15 protein-coding genes and 1 pseudogene are annotated in these 20,686 nt (G+C 70.8%); 12 read left to right on the top strand and 4 right to left on the bottom strand.

Features of this window, described 5'->3' with window-relative positions:
* Positions 1–83 precede the first annotated feature (83 nt).
* From ATL51_RS09145 to ATL51_RS09130, 3 genes are all read left to right on the top strand, one after another.
* On the top strand, positions 84–1,151 hold the full coding sequence (locus tag ATL51_RS09145) for a hypothetical protein (protein ID WP_157818289.1): 1,068 nt from the start codon (positions 84–86) through the stop codon (positions 1,149–1,151).
* Positions 1,111–1,491: a hypothetical protein gene (locus ATL51_RS09140; RefSeq protein WP_100878338.1), complete on the top strand. Its 381-nt coding sequence runs from the start codon at positions 1,111–1,113 to the stop codon at positions 1,489–1,491. The genes ATL51_RS09145 and ATL51_RS09140 overlap by 41 nt, the downstream gene beginning before the upstream one ends.
* Before the next feature lie 1,554 nt (positions 1,492–3,045).
* Positions 3,046–3,225: a hypothetical protein gene (locus ATL51_RS09130; RefSeq protein WP_100878336.1), complete on the top strand. Its 180-nt coding sequence runs from the start codon at positions 3,046–3,048 to the stop codon at positions 3,223–3,225.
* Between the two features lie 87 nt (positions 3,226–3,312).
* Here the strand turns inward: ATL51_RS09130 and ATL51_RS09125 are convergent, their stop codons facing one another.
* Positions 3,313–4,542 carry a CaiB/BaiF CoA transferase family protein gene (locus ATL51_RS09125; RefSeq protein WP_100878335.1) on the bottom strand — a complete coding sequence of 410 codons (1,230 nt, stop codon included), beginning with the start codon at positions 4,540–4,542 and terminating at the stop codon, positions 3,313–3,315.
* 37 nt (positions 4,543–4,579) lie between these two features.
* Positions 4,580–6,058: an aldehyde dehydrogenase (NADP(+)) gene (locus ATL51_RS09120; RefSeq protein ID WP_100878334.1), complete on the bottom strand. Its 1,479-nt coding sequence runs from the start codon at positions 6,056–6,058 to the stop codon at positions 4,580–4,582.
* A gap of 163 nt (positions 6,059–6,221) precedes the next feature.
* Here ATL51_RS09120 and ATL51_RS09115 point away from each other — a divergent pair, with 163 nt between their 5' ends.
* The 9 genes and pseudogenes from ATL51_RS09115 to ATL51_RS09075 all read left to right on the top strand — a co-directional run bounded on the left by ATL51_RS09115 (position 6,222) and on the right by ATL51_RS09075 (position 17,121).
* Entirely contained in the window at positions 6,222–7,379 is a 1,158-nt protein-coding gene (locus tag ATL51_RS09115) for a CaiB/BaiF CoA transferase family protein (protein WP_392567362.1), read from the top strand.
* A 32-nt stretch (positions 7,380–7,411) separates the two neighbouring features.
* Positions 7,412–8,536: an acyl-CoA dehydrogenase family protein gene (locus ATL51_RS09110; RefSeq protein ID WP_100878332.1), complete on the top strand. Its 1,125-nt coding sequence runs from the start codon at positions 7,412–7,414 to the stop codon at positions 8,534–8,536.
* Between the two features lie 5 nt (positions 8,537–8,541).
* Entirely contained in the window at positions 8,542–9,726 is a 1,185-nt protein-coding gene (locus ATL51_RS09105) for a CaiB/BaiF CoA transferase family protein (protein ID WP_208622955.1), read from the top strand.
* 11 nt (positions 9,727–9,737) lie between these two features.
* Complete coding sequence (locus ATL51_RS09100; protein ID WP_100880591.1) at positions 9,738–10,853, top strand: zinc-binding dehydrogenase; 1,116 nt, start codon at positions 9,738–9,740, stop codon at positions 10,851–10,853.
* Positions 10,850–11,971: a glycoside hydrolase family 88 protein gene (locus ATL51_RS09095; protein ID WP_100878331.1), complete on the top strand. Its 1,122-nt coding sequence runs from the start codon at positions 10,850–10,852 to the stop codon at positions 11,969–11,971. The genes ATL51_RS09100 and ATL51_RS09095 overlap by 4 nt, the downstream gene beginning before the upstream one ends.
* A 67-nt stretch (positions 11,972–12,038) precedes the next feature.
* Positions 12,039–13,208, top strand: a complete 1,170-nt coding sequence (locus ATL51_RS09090; protein WP_100878330.1) for a GAF domain-containing sensor histidine kinase — start codon at positions 12,039–12,041, stop codon at positions 13,206–13,208.
* Entirely contained in the window at positions 13,201–13,836 is a 636-nt protein-coding gene (locus ATL51_RS09085) for a response regulator (RefSeq protein WP_073577460.1), read from the top strand. The genes ATL51_RS09090 and ATL51_RS09085 overlap by 8 nt, the downstream gene beginning before the upstream one ends.
* Before the next feature lie 132 nt (positions 13,837–13,968).
* Positions 13,969–15,291: an MFS transporter gene (locus tag ATL51_RS09080; RefSeq protein WP_100880590.1), complete on the top strand. Its 1,323-nt coding sequence runs from the start codon at positions 13,969–13,971 to the stop codon at positions 15,289–15,291.
* A 600-nt stretch (positions 15,292–15,891) separates the two neighbouring features.
* Positions 15,892–17,121 (top strand): annotated as a pseudogene (locus ATL51_RS09075) (IS3 family transposase).
* Positions 17,122–17,807: 686 nt separating this feature from the next.
* On the opposite strand, the gene ATL51_RS09070 reads toward ATL51_RS09075, so the two are convergent.
* A complete protein-coding gene (locus tag ATL51_RS09070) occupies positions 17,808–19,274 on the bottom strand; it encodes a dihydroorotase (protein WP_100878329.1) in 1,467 nt (488 codons plus the stop codon).
* The gene (locus ATL51_RS09065; protein ID WP_208622954.1) at positions 19,271–20,665 is read right to left on the bottom strand and encodes an FAD-dependent oxidoreductase; all 1,395 of its coding nucleotides are present in this window, start codon (positions 20,663–20,665) and stop codon (positions 19,271–19,273) included. The genes ATL51_RS09070 and ATL51_RS09065 overlap by 4 nt, the downstream gene beginning before the upstream one ends.
* Between the last annotated feature and the right edge of the window lie 21 nt (positions 20,666–20,686).

The raw sequence follows: 20,686 nt of genomic DNA, 5'->3' as shown, positions 1-20,686 counted from the left end.
CTCATGCTTGTCCTGTCGCCTCGCGATCCGGAACCTCGGCTTCACCCGGTCAACCCGACCGGCGACGAGGAAGCGAGGCAGTCATGACTGCACACTTCGATGCATCCGGCCCTGCCGTGGTGGTCGCCCACCTCGATGTGCGTGATCCAGCCGTCGTCGCGGAGGCGCGGCGCTGGTCGACCGGCCACCGGGCCACGGCGGTGGCCGCGGAGGACATGGCCGGCGCGGATCTCACGACGTTCGTCACCCAGGCCTTGGTTGTCGGCTCGCACGCCATCGCGACCGCCGGCGGCGCCCAGGAGGCCTACAACCTCGAGGCGCTCGTCACCGAAGTCGGCGAGCGCCCTGCCGAGGCGTCCCGGCAGGCTACTCAGGCCACCGACGAGGCGATCCGGAAGGCGACCGTGACCATTGAGTCGTCGACCGCCGCCGCGCGCACGGCCATCAACGAGCTCGGAGCGGAAGCTCGCCGGTCATTCTCCGAGGATGTCGAGACCGCCCGCAAGGCACTGAGCATCGAGGTCAACCGTCTGTTGGGCGGCGAGCACCCGGAGCTGCTCACCCGGCTCGCGCCGGTCATCGAGCGATTCGGCCGTGACCTCGAGGGCCGCTCGTCGCAGCAGACCAGCGAGCTGATCGCGAAGGCGGCCCGGCAATTCGACCCGGCAGACCCGGCCTCGCCGATGGCACAGCAGACCCGCATGCTGGCCGAGCAGCACAGGACGCTTGCCGAGGCGCTGGCCAAGGACAGTGCGGAGCTTGCTCGGAAGATCGACGGGCTGGCCGAGACGGTCAAGCTGGCGCAGGCCGCCTCCGGTGCCCGGGTAGCTACTATGCAGCTGTCCACGCTCAAGGGCAAGCCGTTCGAGGACGCCATGCACCAGGTCCTCGCGGAGCTGGCCGCGGGCTTCGGCGACGAGTACATCAACACCTCAGCCACGGCCGGCCGGTCGCCGCGCAGCAAGAAGGGCGACGGCGTGCTAGCACTCCACGGGGGCGATGTCCGGGTGGTCGTGGAGATGTCCGACTCGGACCGCGGGCGGGGCGGGGTGGGGCGCCTACCTCGACGAGACTGGACGCAACCGCGACGCCCGGGCCTCGCTCGGCATCGTGCGCTCGGCCTCGCAGCTCGGCGGCCACGCCGTCCTTAGTCTCGGTCCGCGCCGCCTGCTGATGGCCTTTGATCCGGAATCCGACTCGGTCGACCTGCTGCGGACCGTGCTCCAGCTGCTGCGCCTCGCGGCGCTGACCACCGCGCACGACGAGGGGACGGGCGAGGTCCGCATCGCCGAGGAGAAGATCACCGCGGCGATCGGGGTCCTGGACAGGATCGACAAGGTCAGCAAGTCGGTCGGACTCATCCGGCAGCACGCGTCCACGATCGGCGACGAGTCCGAGGCCCTGCGCACCGAGCTGTCGCGACTGCTCACGCAGGCACGCGCCGCCCTGGGCACGATGAGCAGTGCCGGAGTCGGCGATGAAGCCGCATGACCAAAGCGCGGCGGTTCTCGCCCTCGCCCTGCCGAACCCCGACTTCGGACTAGTGGTTCCTCCCGCTGCCCTCGCGGTCACGCCCCACGCGGTGCAGCGTTACCGCGAGCGGGTCGAGGGAGTGTCACGTCCAGTCGCCGTGCGCAGGATCCAACACCTGCTCGCGACGGCCCAATGGCGGAGCCGGCCGCGGCCATGGACCCTGGTCGTTCTGCACCCGCACGCGATCTACGGCTACAGCGTGGACCGGCCCGACGTTTGCCTTCTCATGCGGCGGCAGGTGCTCGTGATGGCGCTGTCGCGTCGGTTCCTGGAACAGTCGGCATCTCGCGGTGCGATGGGCAGCCGGGTGGGTATGAGGGTCGCCCTGGGCCTGCCGGCGCATCTGATGGCACTTCCGTCCGTCCGAATGCCTCGGTGGACGGGGGTTCGCGCTCAAGGCCGCGGCCCGGCAGTGCTGCTGGAGATGAACGCCTCAACGCGGACTTGTCTCAGCCGGCCTCCCAGCCGCGGGCGAGAACGTGACACGTGTCGTGACGCGAAACTGCGGCAACGACCGGTCCCGAGGACAGCACGTGGAGTCGCTTGCGAACCATCGCTGCAGGTAGCGGTCTCGTGTGGTGTCTCGCACGCTCTTTACACCCGAGCGGTCGCAGGTTCGAACCCTGCCGCGCCCACATATCTGACCAGGGCCTTCTCTGGCCCCATGATCGCGTAGCTCCGCTCGTGGAGCCTTTCGTGGTGCGAAGCCCTCGTATCCTGCTCCACGTGGCGGCAGCCGGGAGGCCGCGCGGACGACCGCGCGGGACGATCGAGGAGTTGCCCAGCGGAGCGCTCCGGGTCTCCGTCTACGTCGGGAAGGACCCGATCTCCGGTCGGCGGCACTACTTGCGCGAGACGGTGCCCGCCGGGGCGGGTGCCAAGAAGGAGGCCGAGAAGGTCCTCCGCCGCCTCAACCACGACGTCGACGAGCAGAGGACGACGCGGACGAGCGCGACGCTGGATCAGCTGCTCGACCGGTACCTGGAGACCCTGGACGTCGGGGCGACCACGCACCCGGGCGTACACGCGGTACCGGGAGCTGCACGTTCGTCCGTTCTTGGGGCGGACGAAGGCCGGCGCTGTCGGGGCGGGGGCGCTGGACTCGCTCTACGCCGAGGTGCGTCGGTGCCGGGACCACTGCTCGGGGTCGGCGAAGCGGATCGATCACCGGACGCCGCGGGAGCACGAGCGCGATCACCGGTGTCGTCCGCACCGCTGTCGGCCGCTCGCGCCGGCCACGGTCCGGCCCATCCACTTCGTGCTCAACGGCGCCCACTCTCGCGGCGTTTGCCGGCGGTGGGTCTCGGTGAACCCGGTCGAGTTCGTCTCCCCGCCCGCCACGCCGCCGCCAGACCCGCAGCCGCCGTCCGCGGGGGAGGCCGCGCGGCTGCTGAACGAGGCGTGGCGGGATCTGGACTGGGGTGCGCTGGTCTGGCTGTTCATGACCACCGGGGCCCGTGGGGCGAGCTGTGCGCATTGCGCTGGTCGAACGTCGATCGGCATTCGGGGACGTTGACGATCCGCCGGGCGATCGCCCGGGACGGGCGGGCGTTGCAGGAGAAGGGCACCAAGACCACCAGCAGCATTGAGATCACGGACTCGACCACCGCCGCGCTCTGGCTGCTGTCCGACGAGGCCCGCTTCGTGACCGGACTCGAGCTGCTCGTCGACGCGGGCGGGAGCACGAAGTAGCGCCGTTGCGCACGTGCGGGCCCGTTGGTTCGTCGTCCACCCACGACCCGATCCTCAGCCTCACGTCGACTGTGGATCCGAGCTCGATCAGACGTAGTTCGCGGCGGAGCGGATCTCCCTGTCCGCGTCCGGGCGGATGGCGCCGACACCGGCCAGCGCGCGGATCTCGCCGGGGACGAAGCCGAGCTCGGCGAGTACGGTCTCGGTGTCCTGGCCGAGGGCGGGGACCCCTCGCCCGGTCTGTGCGCGACTCCGCGACATGCGCACGGGATGGCGGGGCAGCTGCGCGGCCGGCTGGCCCGCCACGTCCACGTCGACCAGGAGTGGGCCGGCCCCGACACGCGACCCGTCGAGGAGCGTCCGGAGCCCGAGCCGGGGAGCACAGGCCAGTCCTGCGGTCTCGAAGACCTCGAGAGCCTGCAGGTTCGTCAGCTCGGCGACGGCTGGCGCGAGAAGAGCTGTTGCCGCCTCCCCGTTACGCGCCTGGAGGTACGGCGTCGAGAACTCTGCCCGCTCGGTGAGGTCGTCGACGCCGAGTTCCCGGCACAGCGGGCCGAGTGCGTCCGCGTCGACGACACCGACCACGGTCACGGTTCCGTCGCGGGTCGTGAACGTGGCCCGGTACCCCAGGTCGTCCCATCCGGGGCTCCGCCCGTACATCGACAACGATGCGACCTCCGATCCCTGCATGGCGAGTGCGGTGTCGAACAGGCTCACCGTCACCTCCTGTCCGCGGCCCGATCGGCCTCGCTCGAGGAGCGCTCCGAGGATCCCCTGAACCAGCAGCGCCGAGGCCGCGTAGATGACCGGCGTGCCGGGAAGGGATCGCGGGAGGTGACCACTCCGGCCGCAGCCGGTGTGGGTGAGCCCGCTCGTGGCCTGCGCGAGTAGCTCGTGGCCCGCCGGGGCGGCTGTGGAACCGATGGAACCGGCGCTGCTGATCGAGGCGTGGATCAGGCGCGGGTGGCCTCCCGCGAGATCGGCGTGGCCCAGCGCGAGCCGCTCGATGCACGGCGCCCCGTGGTCGTGGAGCAGGACGTCGGCGCGCTCGACCAGACGGCGCACGACGTCCTCGCCACCGGGCGTGGCGAGGTCGACGCAGATGCTGCGCTTGTTGCGGTTCGCGGCGGCGAAAGCCGGTGCCATGAGGTCGTTGTCGACCGCCTGCCGGTCGACCGGGCGAAGGGCGCCCCCCCGGGCGCCGTGCTCCACCTTGACGACCTCGGCTCCGAGGTCGCCGAGCGTCTGCCCCGGCTGTGGGCTGAGCGCACCGCTGCCGAGCTCGACGACGCGGATCCCGTCCAACACCGGGCTCACGGGCGCTGGACCCTCGGTGAAGTGAGACGCCTACCGCTCACGCCAGCGGCTCCGGGGTGAGCACGCCGTCGACACGGCGGGGGATGCCCAGCGGGTTGGCGTCCGCCAACGCTGCCGGGAGCAAAGCGTCCGGAATCGACTGGTAGGCGATCGGGCGCAGGAAACGGCGCATGGCCGTGGCGCCCACTGATGTGTGGATCGATGTCGTCGACGGGTGGGGGCCGCCGTGGTGCTGTGCCCAGGTGACCGCGACACCCGTCGGCCAACTGTTCCACAGGACGCGGCCGGCGAGCGGAGCGAGGAGAGGAAGCAGCGCTGCCGCGTCGCCGTCGTCGGGCCCCGCGGCATGTACCCCTGCCGTCAGCGACCCCTCCAGCAGGGCGACGGCGGACCGCAGCTCGTCGGCGTCGCGGTAGGTCACCACGAGGGAGAAGGGTCCGAAGCGCTCCGCCAGCAGTTCGTCCTGGAACCCGGCGAGCTCGGCGATCGTCGTCCTGGCCAACACGGGGCGGACGGCCCGGCCGTCGCCTTCCGGGGCACCGGCAAGGATCCGCACCGCGGGATGCGTCGCCAGGGCCCGCGTCCCGTCCACGTAGGCGTCGCCGATCCCGTCGTGCAGCAACGTGACCGGTGCGGTGTCCGCCTCGGCGGCGACGATCTCGGCCATCCCGCTGTCCTCGGGCACGAGCAGCAGGCCCGGCTTGGTGCAGAACTGGCCGGCGCCGAGCCCGACCGAGGCCAGGTAGTCGCGGACGATCCCCTCGCCCCGCGCGGCCGCGGCCGCCGGCGTGACGAACACCGGGTTGAGGCTGCCCAGCTCACCGTAGAAGGGAACGGGGGAGGGGCGACCGGCGGCCAGGTCCGCGAGCGCCCTCCCCCCGGAGGTGGAGCCGGTGAAGCCGACCGCGGTGATCCGCGGGTCCATGACGAGGGCACGGCCCGACTCGAGTCCCGACACGACCCCGAAGGTGCCCTCGGGAGCACCGGCTGCGGCCAGCGACTTCGCGACGACCTCGGCGTAGGGGCCGGAGAGCCGCGGTTGGGCGGGGTGCACCTTGGCGACGACCGGGCAGCCCGCGGCCAGGGCCGACGCGGTGTCCCCGCCGGCGAGCCCGAACGCGAACGGGAAGTTGCTCGCCCCGAACACGGCGACCGGCCCCAGAGGCACGAGCATGCGGCGCAGGTCGGGCTGCGGGCCGAGCGGCCCCTCGGGGTTCGCCCGATCGATCACGGCCTCGAGCCAGGAACCCTCTTCGACCGCTTCGGCGAACATCTCGAACTGCACCGCGGTGCGCTCGACCTCGCCGACCAGCCGCGCCTCGCCCAGGGCGCTGTCCGCATCCGCGAGCGGGACCAACTCGTCGCGCCGGGCCCGCAGGCCGGCCGCGACCGCGCGCAACAACCCGGCTCGCTCCCCGGGCGACATCGCGCCCAGTGCGGGCGCCGCCGCGGCCGCGGATTCCAGGACCTGCTCGAACTCCGCCGGGCTGGTGCTCGGCTGCTCGACGCCGGACATCGCCGTCTCCCTCGGTCGGGGTGGCCCGTTGCCACGCTCGGCGGACACCGTCGCGCCGTCGTCGGGAAACCGGCACCTCCTGGTGGAGGTACCGAGGCGGATGAGGGCGGCACAGGATCTCGAAGCAACGCGAGGCGACCACAACGAGGAGGAGCGTCCTGCTGTGCCATCCCTGACGTCCACATCGGAAAGTTCCGGTCCGCTGACCGGCATCCGCGTGCTCGACATGACCCGCCTGGCTCCGGGCCCTTACGGAAGCATGCTGCTGGCCGACCTGGGGGCCGAGGTCATCTCCGTCGGTGGCGGCAGGTCCGGGCTCCCCGTCCCCGCCCTGGCGCGCGGGAAGCAGTTCGTGACCCTCGATCTCAAGACAGCGGACGGCCGTGCGGCCCTGCACCGGCTGGTCGAGGTCTCCGACGTGCTGATGGAGGGCTTTCGGCCCGGCGTGGCCGACCGGATCGGGGCGGGTTACGAGGAGCTGCGCCGGATCAACCCGCGGCTGGTCTACTGCAGTGTCACCGGATACGGGCAAACCGGTCCGCTCGCGCAGGCCGCCGGACACGACATCAACTATGCCGCCGTCGGCGGCGCCCTGGGGACGTTCGGGCCCGCCGACGGGCCACCGGTGCCGCCGCTCAACCTGCTGGCCGACTTCGCCGGTGGCGGCCTGCTGGCGGCGTTCGGCATCGTGTCCGCGCTCTACGAGCGGGAGCGTTCCGGGGCCGGCCAGTACCTCGACGCGGCGATGGTCGACGGCGTCCTGTCCATGATGGGCATGAACTTCGCCGACTGGGGCCACCGGTCCCTACCAGCCCGGGGGGAGGGCGTCCTCACCGGCAGCATGCCGGCGTACCGGTGCTATCCCTGTGCGGACGGTCGCCACGTCGCGGTCGGCGCGCTGGAGAACGCGTTCTTCGCCAACCTCTGGGCTGCGCTGGAACTCGGTGAGGTCCCGGACCACCTCGACCCCGAGAACTGGACCGAGATCGGCGAGCGCCTGACCGCGGCGTTCGCCACCCGCGACCGCGACGCCTGGGCGGAGCGCTTCGCCGGCGTCGACGCCTGCGTCACGCCGGTCCTCGAGCCCCACGAACTCGCCGGCTTCGGGCAGATCAAGGAGCGCTACGACGGATTCGACCCCGGCTCCGTCCCGCCCGTCCCGGTGTTCTCCCGCACCGCGGCCCGGGCCGGGCACACCGACACCGCAGACGCCACGGAGGCGGTGCTGACCCGGCTGGGCGTCTCCGCGGACGCCGCCCGCCGTGTCACGGCGGGCGGCGGGGGTCCCGCCGTCACCGGCCTCAGCTGGCCACCGCTGTGAACCACCTGCACGATCGTCGAAGGGAAGACGACATGGACACCCAGTACGACGACTTCCGGGACATGGTCCGGAGGCTCGCCGCCGATCGCATCGCCCCGCATGCCGGCGATGTCGACGACAAGGAGCGCTTCCCCGAGGAGGGCTGGGCGGCGCTGCGCGAGGCCGAGGTCGCGGGCCTGCCCTACGCCGGGGCGCTCGGTGGCGGCGACGGAGACCTGTTGTCGCAGGTCATCGCCGTCGAAGAGGTTGCCGCCGCCTGCGGGAGCACCGCGCTCGTGCTGCTGGTCAACTGGGCCGGTACCTCGACAGTGGTCAGCCACGGCTCGGACGAGCTCAAGGCCGAGATCGTGCCGCGCGTCGCGGCCGGTGATGCGGGGGCCGCCTGGTGCATGACCGAGCCGACCGTCGGCTCCGATCTCTCCGCGATCGCCACCACAGCGCGTCCCGACGGCACGGACTGGATGCTCACCGGCCAGAAGCGCTTCATCAGCAACGCGCCGTGGGCCGACTGGTACGCCGTACTCGCCCGGTCCGGGGGAACGCAGGACTTCGGCGTGTTCATGGTCCACCGGGACGACCCGGGCGTGTCCTTCGGCCCGCACGAGAAGAAGATGGGCATGCGGGGCAGCCCGACCGCCGACGTCAACTTCGACGGTGTGCGGTTGCCGGCGAGCCGCGTCGTGGCCGACCCGGTGCAGGGCTACCGCTACATCAACGGTGAGCTCAACACCAGCCGCGCGCTCATCGCCGCGCAGGCCCTCGGCGTGGCGCAGGGCGCCTTCGACGCGGCGGTGGCCTACACCTGCGAGCGGCACCAGTTCGGTCAGCCGCTATCACGCTTCCAGATGCTGCGCGGGATGGTCGCCGATATGGCGGTCAAGATCGAGTCCGCCCGCGCACTGCTGTACGACGCCGTTCGTCTGATCATGGACGGGAACCCGCGGGCTCGCGGCAGGATCTCGATGGCGAAGCTGCTCTGCAGCGACAACGCCATGTCCGTCACCACGGACGCGGTGCAGCTCCACGGCGGGTACGGCTACGTCCGCGACTACCCGGTGGAACGCATGATGCGCGATGCCAAGATCACCCAGATCTACGAGGGCACCAACCAGATCCAGCGGCTGCTCGTGGCGAAGTCCGTCTACGAGGGTCGGTGATCGGCGTGTCACAGCCGCTGAGCGGGATGACCGTGCTCGACCTCGGCGAAGTGGTGCAGGGCCCCGTCGCCGCGCAGGTGCTCGGCGACCACGGCGCCGACGTGATCAAGGTCGAGCGCGGTGTCCGGGGCGACATGCTGCGCTCGCTGGACCGCCCGGCGATCGAGGCAGGGGAGCCGTCGTCGTACTACGCCGGTGTCAACCGCAACAAGCGCAGCATCGCCCTCAATCTGAAGACCCGGGAGGGCATGAGCGCGCTGCACCGGCTACTGGCCAGGGCCGACGTTCTCGTGCACAGCTACCGGCCGGCGGCCGTGGAACGCCTGGGTCTGGCGTACGAGCTGCTCGCCGAGCGCTACCCGCGGCTGGTGTACGCCTCGGCGTCCGGCTTCGGCGAGAGCGGCCCCTACGCGCACAAGGCCGGGCAGGACATGCTCGCCCAGTCGCTGAGCGGGATGGCCCGGACCGTCGGGGACCGGACGCTGTCCGCGCACCTCAATCCGGTCCCCGCGGTGGACTACGCGTCCGGGATGTTGCTGGCGCAGGGGATCCTGGTCGCGCTCTTCGAGCGCGAGCGCTCCGGCAGGGGGCAGAAGGTGAGCGTCAACCTGCTCGACACGGCACTCGCTCTGCAGACGCTGGAGAGCGCTTCGCTGCTGATGTACGACCACGAGACCAACTGGGTCACCGACTGGTACCACGGGGTCTTCCCCACCGCGGACGGCATGGTCACGGTCCTGGGCCTGTTCCGCGACAACGCTCTCGGCATGCTGTGCAAGGCGCTGGAGGTCGAGGACCTCAGCCGCAGGCCGGAGTTCGCCACCGCCGACCTGCAGGCCCGCAACGCCGCCGCCGCCAACGAGTTGCTGCGCGACGCGGTCGCCGCACTGACCACGCGAGATGCCACCGAGCGGTTCGACGCCGTCGATCTGCTGTCGGCCCCGCTGCTCACGTTGCGCGAGACGCTGGAGGATCCGCAGGTACTGGAGAACGGCACCGTCACCACCGTCGACGTCGAAGGCCGGCGCACGACCAGGATCCTCGGCAACCCCGTCCGACTGTCGCGTACTCCCGCGAGCGTCGCCCGCGGGGTGTCCGGGGTGGGCGCGGACACCGAGGCGGTGTTGCGCGAGGCGGGCTTCGACGACGACGAGCTCCGTGCCCTCCGCGAGAGCGGAGCGGTGCGATGAAGGAGGACACCATGGGCGATCGCGTCGCCGTCGAGCTGACCGCATTCGGCGAGGACCTGCAGGTGGGTCACCGTCCCGCGAGCGCACCGCAGCCGGGCGCCGTGACGGTCGACGTCACCCACGCCGGGGTCTGCGGCACCGACATGCACCTGCAGCAGGGCCGGATGGAGATTCCGCTGCCGATGATCCTCGGGCACGAGGCGGTGGGCCGGATCAGCGCGCTCGGGAACGAGGTGACGACCGATGCGCTCGGCGCCCCGTTGCAGCCGGGCGACGCGGTGTCCTGGGCGTCGAACATCCCGTGCCACGAGTGCTTCCACTGCACGAGCGACGAGCCGTCGCTCTGCGAGACGCGCAAGGTGTACGGCATCAACCAGAGCAGCGGGGTCTGGCCGCACCTGTCGGGCGGCTGGGCCGAGCAGATCTATCTGCAGCCGGGCTCGACGATCGTCAAGATCCCGGAGGACGTCGGCCCGGAGCAGGTGATCGCCCTGGGCTGCGCGGGCCCGACCGCCGTGCACGCCATGGGCATCGGAGGTCCCCGACCCGGTGACGTCGTGATCGTGCAGGGGAGTGGGCCGGTCGGGCTGGCCTGCGCCATGCTGGCGACGCTCGCGGGCGCCGTCAAGGTGATCATCGTGGGAGGGCCTGCGGGACGGCTGGACGCCGCACGCGCCGCCGGCATCGGTGACGTGTACGTCGACATCTTCACCGAGTCCGACTCCGTCGACCGCGCCGCGAAGATTCGGGCCGAGACGCCCGACGGGCGTGGTGCGGACCTCGTGATCGAGGCGACGGGCGTCCCGGCAGCGGTCGCCGAGGGCATCGACCTCACCCGCCGCGGCGGTACGTACCTGGTGGTCGGCCAGTACACCGACCACGGCACGACCCCGATCAATCCGCACCACATCACCAAGAAGCAGCTGAGGGTGCTCGGCAGCTGGGCATTCTCGCCGCGCAACCATCTCGACTATGTCCTGAGCCTGCCCGAGCTGGCGAGGCGGTTCGACCTGGAGAAGCTCGTCACCACGTACCCGCTCACCGATGCCGGGCGCGCGCTGGCGGACATGCGAGGCGGAACCGTCCTGAAGCCCGTGCTGCTGCCCGGCCAGGTGAGCTCGTCATGAGGACCTACGACCACGACGAGGCCGTCCGACTGCTCGTCGAGCGGACCGACGCCACCTTGGCGTCGGATCAGCCGGGCTACCCGCACTACGCGGACCCCGCTGACGGCACCTGGCGTCGGACCCCCGATGGATTCTGGACCGGCGGCTTCTGGGGCAGCCTTCTGGCGTTGGCGGCGGTGGCAACCGGCGAAGAGCGTTACGCCGCGGCGGCCGACCAGGTCGCGATCGGGCTGACCGGACGTGCCGAGTCCGACACCGCCTTCCGCGGGTTCCTCTTCCATTACGGCGCGCTGCTGCCCCATCTGCTGACCGGCAGCAGTGCGGCTGCCGAGTCGGCGCTGGCCGGGGCGCGTGGTCTGGCGAGCGCGTTCAACGGCGACGCCGGGTTGATTCCGCTGGGCAGCCAGGCGGAGGAGGCGGGCGACGTCGGCGCGGGTGCGGCCAACATCGACGCCGTTCCGGGCACGGTCGCGTTGCTGTGCTGGGCCGCCGAGAGGACGGGCGAAACCGGTCTGGCGGAGATCGCGCGCCGGCATGCGGCACGGCACGTGGAGTACTGCGTCCGGGACGACGGGTCCGTCGCCCAGTCCGCGGCCTTCGACGAGCGCACGGGTGAGCTGAAGTGCCGTTACACGCACAAAGGACTGTCCGACGGCAGCACCTGGGCCCGGGCCCAGGCCTGGGCCATGCTCGGCTTCGCGCAGGCTGCGCACTGGTCGGGCCCGGAGTTCCTCGACCCGGCTCTGCGCGTCGCGGATCGATGGATCGAGTGGCTGCCCGATTGTCGGGTCGCCCCCTGGGACTTCGCGGCAGGCGTCGACGCCCCGCGGGACACCTCGGCCAGCGCCATCGCCGCTGTAGCGCTTCTGAGGCTGGCCGACCAGTCGACCGATCGTCCGCACTACCGCGACCATGCCGCGGCCACGGTGCGGAGGCTCGTCGTGGACCACCTCACCCCCGTGACGGAGGACGACACCCGCCCTGCGGGGATCCTCACGGCCGGATGCTTCGACCAGCGACGGGGAGAAGCGACCGCGCACGAGCTGATCTGGGGCGATCACTTCCTGCTGGAGTCGTTGCTGCGGCTTCGGGGTGACGTCGCCACCTCCATCCCCTGACCTTCGACGAACGGGGGAACGATGCCCCGGCGGATACGCTTCGAGGACCTCGACGAGGAGAGCGCCCATGCGTCGCAGTACCGAGCCGAACCGAGTCGTGCCCGGCGACGCGGTGCTGGACCAGCTTGCGCTGCGACACAGCGAGCTCCTGGTCCTGCTCGACGAGTCCGCGGCGATGAACGCCGTGGCCCGGAGAATCCGCGAGGTCGGTGGGTTCGACATGTCGCTCGTCGGACGGGTCGAGTACGACGGCGCGATGGTGCACCGCAGTTGGCTCGGGACGCAGAGCACCGCGCTGCATCGGCTCCTGGTCCCTGAGGGACACGGTCTCGGGGGCAAGAGCCTGCTGCAGCGGCGCCCGGTCTGGGTGCGGGACTACCTCGCGTCGAGCGCGATCACGCACGAGTTCGACGAGCTCGTCGCCCGCGAGGACCTGCGGGCGATGCTGGCGGTACCGATGATCTACGACGGCGAGGTGCTCGGTGCCGTCTACGTCGGCGTGCGGGGCACAGTCAGCTTCGGGGAGCAGGTCGTGTCGCTGGTCGAGGAGGCGGCATGTGCCGCGTCGGCGACACTGGTCAGCGCACGCCGTGCCCAGATCCAGACCCGAGTCGCAGTCCAGGCCGACCGGCGGCGCAAGGCCGCCGAGCTGCACGACTCGGTGAGCCCGGTGCTCTTCCGGATCGGCGCAGAGCTACGGAGCCTGCGTGCCGTGACCGGGGCCGAGTGCGTCCGTGCACGGGTCGAGGAGCTCGAACGCCAGGTCCAGGACGTCACGTCGATGTTGCGCTCCACGCTCGCCGAGCTCAACGAGCAGCCGCCGGACCGACATCTGGCCGTGAGTATCCAGGAGGACTGTGAGGCGTTCGAGGAGCGGACCGGGACCCCGGCGCGGTACGTGCCGCTGGCGGTGATTCCGGACCTGGGGCCGGGCCGCAACGAGGCGCTGCTCGGGGTGGTGCGTGAGGCTCTCGTCAACGTCGAGAAGCATGCGCAGGCCTCGGCGGTGGTGGTCACCGTTTCCGTCGTCGGCGACACGCTGAGTGTCGCGGTCGCCGACGACGGATGCGGGTGGTCCGAAGACAGGGCCGACCCGGCTCCTGGTCATCTCGGCCTCTCGCTGGCGGCGCAGCGGATGCAGCGGCTCGGGGGCGGCGTCGTCATGAGCGCGAACGACGACGGCGGCAGCACGGTGCGGGCGTGGGTGCCGTGCTGCGCGGGGAACCGCAATGGGTGAGCTCCGTCCGGTGCGGGTCTTCGTCATCGACGACCATCCGGTCGTACGCGGCGGGGTGGAGCTGCTGGCCGCCGAGGACCCTTACATCACAGTCACCGGCGGTGCGAGCACCGCTCGTGAGGCGATCGATGCCCTGCGTCGCATCGAGAGCGACTTGGTCCTGGTGGACCTGCGGCTCCCGGACATGCCGGCGCCGGAGCTGGTGGGGCAGCTCCGGCGCACCCAGCCGCGAACCCGGATCATGCTCTTCACCGGCTACGCCGATCACGGCGCGATCGACCTGCTGCTCGGGGCCGGCGCAGACGGGTGTCTCGTGAAGGACGTCACGGGAAGCGATTTCTCCACCGCCGTGCACCGCGTGATGAGGGGCGTGCGGGTCGTCGACCCGCGGCTGGCCGGTACGCGATGCTCGGCCGGCCCCGAACTGCTGAGCCGGGTGGGACTCACCCGGCGCGAGTACGAGGTGCTGCGATTCGCGGCGATGGGGCACAACAATCCCGAGATCGCCGAGCAGCTGGAGCTGGCCCGCAACACCGTCAAGGCTTATCTGAAGACCGCCATGCAGAAGCTCAACGCCCGGAACCGGGTGGAAGCGATCGCGAGGGCGCACGAGCTGCGCCTGCTCTGAGCTGGGCCGGCCCAGAGCGGAGCCGAACCCGAACAGTCCACAGAGGACACCCCTGGCCCGTCGTGCGCCGGGTGGTCCCGGACGGCCTCGGCCGGCCCGCACGTTCCGTCGCATCTTCACGAAGGAGTGGACATGTCAACGACCTCCCGGACCCGCAAGGCGGGTCTGGCCAGTGCTGTCGGGACCACGTTCGAGTGGTACGACTTCTTCATCTACGGCACCGCGGCCGGTCTCGTCTTCAACAAACTTTTCTTCCCGCAGTTCGATCCGCTGATCGGGACGCTCCTCTCCTTTGCTACGTTCTCAGCCGCGTTCGTGGCTCGCCCGATCGGTGGCGTTCTGTTCGGGCATTTCGGAGACCGGGTCGGTCGCAAATCCGTGCTCGTCCTCACATTCAGCATCATGGGTGTCACGACGTTCCTGATCGGATTGCTGCCGAGCTACGCCACGATCGGAGTGGCCGCGCCGATCATTCTGGTGACCTTGCGATTCATTCAGGGACTCTCCCTCGGCGGTGAGTACGGCGGCGCCGTGCTGATGGCGGTCGAGCACGCGCCGCCGAGACGTCGCGGCTACATCGGCAGCTGGGTCCAGATGGGCGTGCCCGCCGGCCTGATCCTGGGCAACGGCGTGTTCCTGCTCCTCGGTGGAATGGCTGAGGACGCGTTCATCGAATGGGGATGGCGGATACCGTTCTTGATCAGCGGCCTGTTCGTCATCTTCGGACTGGTCGTCCGTCTGCGGCTGGCGGAGAGCCCGGACTTCGCCGAGCGCAAGGAGCAGAGCGGGGTTGTCAAGCTGCCCATCGCCGTCATCGTGCGGCAGTACCCGAAGGAGGTGGTGCTCACCGCGGGTGCCTACCTCGCCATCGGCGTCACCTTCTACATCACGACGGTGTTCGGTCTCAGCTACGGGGCACAGCAGCTCGGGTTCAGCCGCAACGCCATGCTCGTCCTGGTACTGCTGTCCATGGTCCTCGCTCTCGCCGCCCTGCCCTACTTCGGACGGATGTCCGACCGATTCGGGCGCCGACCGGTGTTCCTCGGCGGCGTCATCGCCATGGGTGTCCTGGTCTTTCCGTGGTTCTGGTTGCTCAACGCGGGATCCTTCGTGCTCGCCCTCATCGGGTATCTCGCGATCACCTGTGGCTTCGCCGCTTCGTTCGGACCGCTCGCGGCTTTTTTCGCAGAGAGCTTCGAGACGAGGGTTCGCTACTCGGGAATCTCCTTCGGCTACACCCTGGGGACCCTTGCGAGCAGCGCTGTCGCACCGATCATCGCGGCGTGGCTGCTGGAATGGACCGGCCACTATTCGGCCGTCGGTTGGTACATGATCGCGATGATCGTGTTGTCGGCGGCCTGCACCCTGCTGCTCCCGGAAACCTACGACCAGGACCGACTCGAGGAGACCCGGTGCGCCGCCGATCCGGAGCGAACCAACACCGAGGCGCGATAGCGTATTCTTGCCGGCGTGTTCTTGTCAGGATTGCTCGATGCGGGGACACGAACGACCCGGGATGCCTCGACCTCCCGTACGGCGCACATCTGGACGTCTCCTGGCTGGTGGTGCTTCTCATGAACGACGTTGTACAACACACATTTCTGGAGGCAACCGGAGAAAAAAGGCAAGTGGCGCAGTGGGTGGGGCCTTCAGGGCAGGAGGTGTATGTCGAACGCGGTCATCAGTAACTGGTCGTCGACCTTGCGGAAGATTCGTGATCGGGCTTCGTTCGCGATGGCGGAGCGAGTGAGGGGCGAGTTCTCTGGTCGAGCAACGCCTGGCCGACGCGCTGCTGTAGACGACGGGCCCACACTGATCTCCCGGCGTCCGGGGTGGTTCGCAGCAGTGGTCGCAACAAATGATCAAGAATAAGTGTCTGTGTTGCCGTCCCGTCGTGCCGCAAGGGTCATCCTGGCAACCGTGCGCAGTCGGAGAATCGTCAGTGGTTCCTGTGGCTGATCACCGAGGGCCGGTCGGTGTACGCCGCGCGGCGCGAGGTCGGTGTGTCCCGCACGACCGGCCTACCCGCCGGAGTTGCGTGAGCGGGCGGTGCGCATGGTCGCCGAGGTCCAGGCTGATTACGAGTCGCCGTGGGCGGCGATGAACGCGTCGCCGAAAAGGTCGGAGTGGGCACCGGGGAGACGGTGCGCAAGTGGGTCCGCCAGGCCGAGACCGACGGCGGCGTCCGGCCCGGGACGACCAGTGAGGAGTCCGAGGAGCTGCGCCGGCTCAGGCGGGAGAACGCGGAGCTCAAGCGGGCCAACGAGATCCTGAAGGCGGCGTCGGCTTTCTTCGCGGCCGAGATCGACCGGCCACGCACGCGTTGGTGAGGTTCATCGACCAGCACACGCCCGCACCACGGCGGGCCGGCGGTGGGGTGTCGCTTCGATCTGTGCCCAGCTCGGCGAGCTGGGCGCGGCGGTCGCCCGTCGACCTACTACGCCGCTGCGGCGCTGACCCGAGCGCAACGCCGCGACGAGGCGCTCTGGGCCGAGATAGCGCGCGGGTGCACGCGCAGAACTACGGCGTCTACGGCGCCCGCAAGGTCTGGGCCCAACTCAACCGCGAGGGCATCGAGGTCGCCCGCTGCACCGTCGAGCGGCTGATGCGCGCCGACGGCCTGGTCGGCGCTCGGCGCGGCAAGCGGATCCGCACGACGAGCGCCGGGCCCGAGGCGCGGGCGGCGGACCTGGTCGGACGCCGGTTCAACCCGCCGGACCGGACCAGCTGTGGGTCGCCGACTTCACCTACGTCCCGACGTGGTCGGGCATGGTCTACGTCGCGTTCGTCATCGACGCCTACTCGCGTCGGATCCTGGGCTGGCGCGCCGCGACCACCATGCGCACCGAGCTGGTCCTCGACGCCCTCGAGCAGGCCGTCTGGACCCGCACCCGGCAAGGACACGACGATCTGTCCGGGCTGACGGCACACTCCGGTGCCGGGTCGCAATACACGTCCATCGCCTACACAGAACGCCTGGCCACAGGTGTCGCCCCCTCGGTCGGATCCGTCGGCGACGCCTACGACAACGCCCTCGCCGAGTCGACAATCGGGCTGTTCAAGACCGAGCTCATCAAACCGAGAGGCCCGTGGCCCACGGCCGAGCAGGTCGAGATCGCCACTCTCGAATACGTCGACTGGTTCAACCACCGCCGGCTACACGGCGCCGCCGCAGACCTCGCACCCGCCGAACTCGAGACCGCGCACTGCCGTCAACATCACGTCCAACCCGGGTCGACCCCCGGCTTCAAGGCCGAGATGGGGTCCGGGTTGCGCAAGGGGTAGGGCCAATAGGGCACCAGTTGCCCGAGGACCACGGCACGGTTGCGCGCCCCGAGATCCCACCTCTCCGCGGGAATGACCGTGTTGATGCCCGCCATGTTTGACCCGTCGAAGGTGGGGTCGATGTTCACGAGCACCGTCGCGGCGACCGCCCGTGCGGTGTCGGGGGGAACAGCATCAGCGGGGCATGAGAGCACCAGACGACACGCCGCCTCGTCCGAGGTCGAACGGGGCAAGAAGCCTCAGCATACCGGGCTGATGAGTCGCGATACGACCGGTGGGAATCGACGCGAATACGTGACGGTCTTCCGTGGCGGGGACGGTGCGTCCGGTGACACGAGTTCTCGTGATGCGTCGATCGTCTTGATCGGGCACGGAGAAGCTCTGCCGATCTTCTGTTGGCCGCAGAGTTCCGCTCATGGCCGCGCGGCCGAGAGCCCCGGTGGAACGCCTTCGGCGTGGCCTGCCGGCCCGGTGGCTCGGCATGGCCGGTCTCCCGGTCAAGGGCGCTGCGCGACCGGACTTCGTCATGCGCTTCGCCGGAACCCCGAGCAGCAGCTCGGCATCACCCTGGCTACCGTGCTGGTCTACGTGAGGATGCATCGCACCGGCACCGGTTGATCAGTGAGGTGCCGGCGGAGAATGCGGGGGTCCGGGTGCGGCCGGCGGTCGACCGCGGGACGCCCGGCTCAGCGGCCGGTGGGGCGGTGCAGGTAGCGGCCCCTCGGCTCCCCGCAGACCGTGCCGCCGTCGAAGATCCGACGGCCGCGCAGGAACGTCGTCTCGACCGTCGCGCCGATCTCCATCCCGCGGAAGGGCGTGTACTCCTGGGTGGACTCCGAGTCGGCCGGGTCCACCACGACCGAGCGGTCGGGGTCGACGAGCGCGATGTCGGCGTCGAACCCGGGGGCGATGTCGCCCTTGGTGGGCAGCCCGAGGCGCTGGGCCGGGTTGGTGGACACCAGCTCTGCGACCCGGGACATCGACAGTCCGCGCTTGCGTCCCTCCCCGACGAGGCCGGGCAGCAGGTACTCGGTGCCCCCGAAGCCGGACTTCGCGGCGAACACGTCGTCGCGGTCCTCGCCGAACTTCTTCTCCTCCTTGCAGCAGGCGTGGTCGGAGACGACCCAGCTGACGTCTCCGGCGAGCAGGTGCTCCCACAGCTTCTCGACATCGGCGCGGGGCCGCAGCGGCGGGTTGACCTTGCCGCCGACCCCGTCCGCGGTGGTGACGTCAGCGAGAAGGTGGCCGATGGTCACCTCCCGGCGGAAGTCCACGTGCGGGAAGGTCCGGGCCATCAGCATGGCCGCCTCCATCGCCTTGGCCGACGACAGGTGCAGCAGGTTGATCGTCGGCAGCCCGGTCTCGTGCGCCAGGTAGGAGGCGATCGTGACGGCGAGGCCCTCGGAGTGCGGGGGCCGCGAGGCGCTGTAGGCCTCCAGCCCGGACAGCTCGCCCTGCTCCTCGACCATTCGCGTGTAGGCGGTCATGATCTCGGCGGTCTCGCAGTGCAGGGACAGCGAGATCTGGTCGGCGATCTCCGGGTTCGCCTCGCGGGCGGCCTGGATCCCGCGCATCACGAACTCGAAGTGCGCGATGTCGTAGCGCTCCCCCTCGGGGATCATCAGGAAGTCGCTCTGGTCGGTGGAGCGGCCGTGCAGCCCGTGGCTCCCGTAGAACATGAAGATCTTGAAAGAGGTCACGCCGTGCTCCCGGACCAGCGCCGGGATCTCGTCGATGTGGCTGGACTGCATCGGCGCGAGGTGGAAGGCGTAGTCCACGTAGGACCGGCCCTCGGCGGCGGCGAGCACCTCCGGGAAGACCTCGGAGTAGGGACCGCCGCGGTTGAGGTAGTACTGCCCGGTCCGCATGTAGGTCAGCGACGTGGTCACGCCGCCCTGCGCGCACGCCCGGCTCTCGGTGGCGGTGTCGTCGGACAGCGGGTTGTAGATACCCCAGTGCTGGTGGGCGTCGACGACGCCGGGGAACGCGAGCAGGCCGCGCCCCTCGTGCACCTCGGTCCCTTCCGGCACGGTCAGACCCGGACCGACCTCGGACACGACGCCGTCGGTGACGGCGATGTCGGCGGCGACCGGCTCGCCGCCGCCGGGACGGACGACGCGGACGTCGCGGATGATCAGGTCGGGCTGGGTCATCGGGCACCTTCCGGAGCGGTGGAGCGGACAGTGGGGACCGACCGGGCGAGGTGCCCGGCGGCGAGATAGGCGAGGCCCAGCGCGGGCAGCAGGCCGTTGCCGGCCAGGTAGCCGGCCGCGCCGTGGCCGGAGATGCCGGCGGCGGCGCCCCCGGCGGCGTAGAGGCCGGGGACCGGGTCCCCGGCGGTGTCCAGGACGCGCGCGTGCTCGTCGACGAGCAGGCCGCCCTGGGTGTGGAACAACGCGGGGACGATCTCCACCGCGCACAGTGGTGGGACCAGCGGGGTCGCGCTCGTGCGGCCGAACGGGTCGTCCCGTTCGCCGGACACGACCCGGGCCAGGTCCTCGACCTCGGCCGCCAGCGTGTCGGCCGGGACGCCGATGACGGCGGCCAGCCCGGCGACCGAGTCCGCGGTGCGCACCGCACCGGCGGCCAGGACGTCCTGGTAGTCGCCGAACGCGCGGCACAGCCCGTCGATGCGTTCGTCGAACACCATCCAGCCGCGGCCGCCGGGGCGCGCGGCGAGCGCGGCGGCGTATTCCGAGTAGCCGGTGGTCTCGTCGCCGAAGCGACGGCCCCCGGTGTCGACGACGGCCGCGCCGTGCATCACCGCGGTCCAGGTCACCAGCGTCTGCGCCGCGGCCGAGAGTGCGGCGTGGCCCTGGTAGGCGTCGAGGTAGCCGGTCGCGGCACCGAGCTCGGCACCGATCCGCAGCGCGTCGCCGCGGGAGTGCTCGCCGCCGTGGTAGGTCGCCCCGGCGATCTCGGGCAGGTGGGTCCGGACCAGTCCGGCGTCGGCGCCGTAGCCGTTGGTGGCCAGGAGCACGGCCCGGGCCACGATCTCCTCGCACGTGCCGTCCGGGTCCTCGACGACCGCGCGCACCCCGCGCCCGACCTCCGGCCGGACCGCGACCAGCCGGGCCGGCACGAGCAGGTCGATCCGGTCGCTGCGTTCGACGGCGTCGGTCAGGTGCCGCAGGAGGGTCGACCCGTGCCGGCCGGGCAGGCTGTGCACCCGCGGGACCGAGTGGCCGGGGTAGGCGAAGTCGGTCGGCAGCTCGATCGGGACCCCGACGTGGTCGGCCAGCCACTCGACGAGCTCGGCGCCGACCTCGGCCAGCGCCGTCGCGATCCGGAGGTCGGCGGTCCCGCCGGTCTTGCGGACGATGTCGTCGAGGAAGCGTTCCGGGGAGTCGTCGATGCCGGCGGCGGCCTGGAAGCGGGACCCGGGCCCGGGAACCATCGCGGTGGACATCGAGGTGTTGTTGCCGCGCCGGAAGTGCGGGTCGGGGTCGACCACCAGCACGTCGAGACCGAGCTCGGCGGCCCGCACCGCGGCGGCCAGTCCTCCACCGGCGCCGGCCACGACCAGGTCCACGTCGGGCGTCATCGTCCCTCCCACCTCGATTTG

The organism is Pseudonocardia alni (assembly GCF_002813375.1).
GTDB classification, from domain to species: Bacteria; Actinomycetota; Actinomycetes; order Mycobacteriales; family Pseudonocardiaceae; genus Pseudonocardia; species Pseudonocardia alni.
The sequence above is the reverse complement of the archived record's forward strand: the minus strand, read 5'-3'. Positions and strand labels throughout refer to the sequence as shown.

What these genes read in the sequence shown, in the direction of transcription:
- ATL51_RS09110 (WP_100878332.1), top strand. Translation starts at nt 7,412, where the DNA reads ATGGACACCCAGTACGACGACTTCCGGGACATGGTCCGGAGGCTCGCC.
- ATL51_RS09065 (WP_208622954.1), bottom strand. Translation starts at nt 20,665, where the DNA reads ATGACGCCCGACGTGGACCTGGTCGTGGCCGGCGCCGGTGGAGGACTG.
- ATL51_RS09120 (WP_100878334.1), bottom strand. Translation starts at nt 6,058, where the DNA reads ATGTCCGGCGTCGAGCAGCCGAGCACCAGCCCGGCGGAGTTCGAGCAG.
- ATL51_RS09100 (WP_100880591.1), top strand. Translation starts at nt 9,738, where the DNA reads ATGGGCGATCGCGTCGCCGTCGAGCTGACCGCATTCGGCGAGGACCTG.
- ATL51_RS09070 (WP_100878329.1), bottom strand. Translation starts at nt 19,274, where the DNA reads ATGACCCAGCCCGACCTGATCATCCGCGACGTCCGCGTCGTCCGTCCC.
- ATL51_RS09085 (WP_073577460.1), top strand. Translation starts at nt 13,201, where the DNA reads ATGGGTGAGCTCCGTCCGGTGCGGGTCTTCGTCATCGACGACCATCCG.
- ATL51_RS09145 (WP_157818289.1), top strand. Translation starts at nt 84, where the DNA reads ATGACTGCACACTTCGATGCATCCGGCCCTGCCGTGGTGGTCGCCCAC.
- ATL51_RS09090 (WP_100878330.1), top strand. Translation starts at nt 12,039, where the DNA reads ATGCGTCGCAGTACCGAGCCGAACCGAGTCGTGCCCGGCGACGCGGTG.
- ATL51_RS09080 (WP_100880590.1), top strand. Translation starts at nt 13,969, where the DNA reads ATGTCAACGACCTCCCGGACCCGCAAGGCGGGTCTGGCCAGTGCTGTC.
- ATL51_RS09095 (WP_100878331.1), top strand. Translation starts at nt 10,850, where the DNA reads ATGAGGACCTACGACCACGACGAGGCCGTCCGACTGCTCGTCGAGCGG.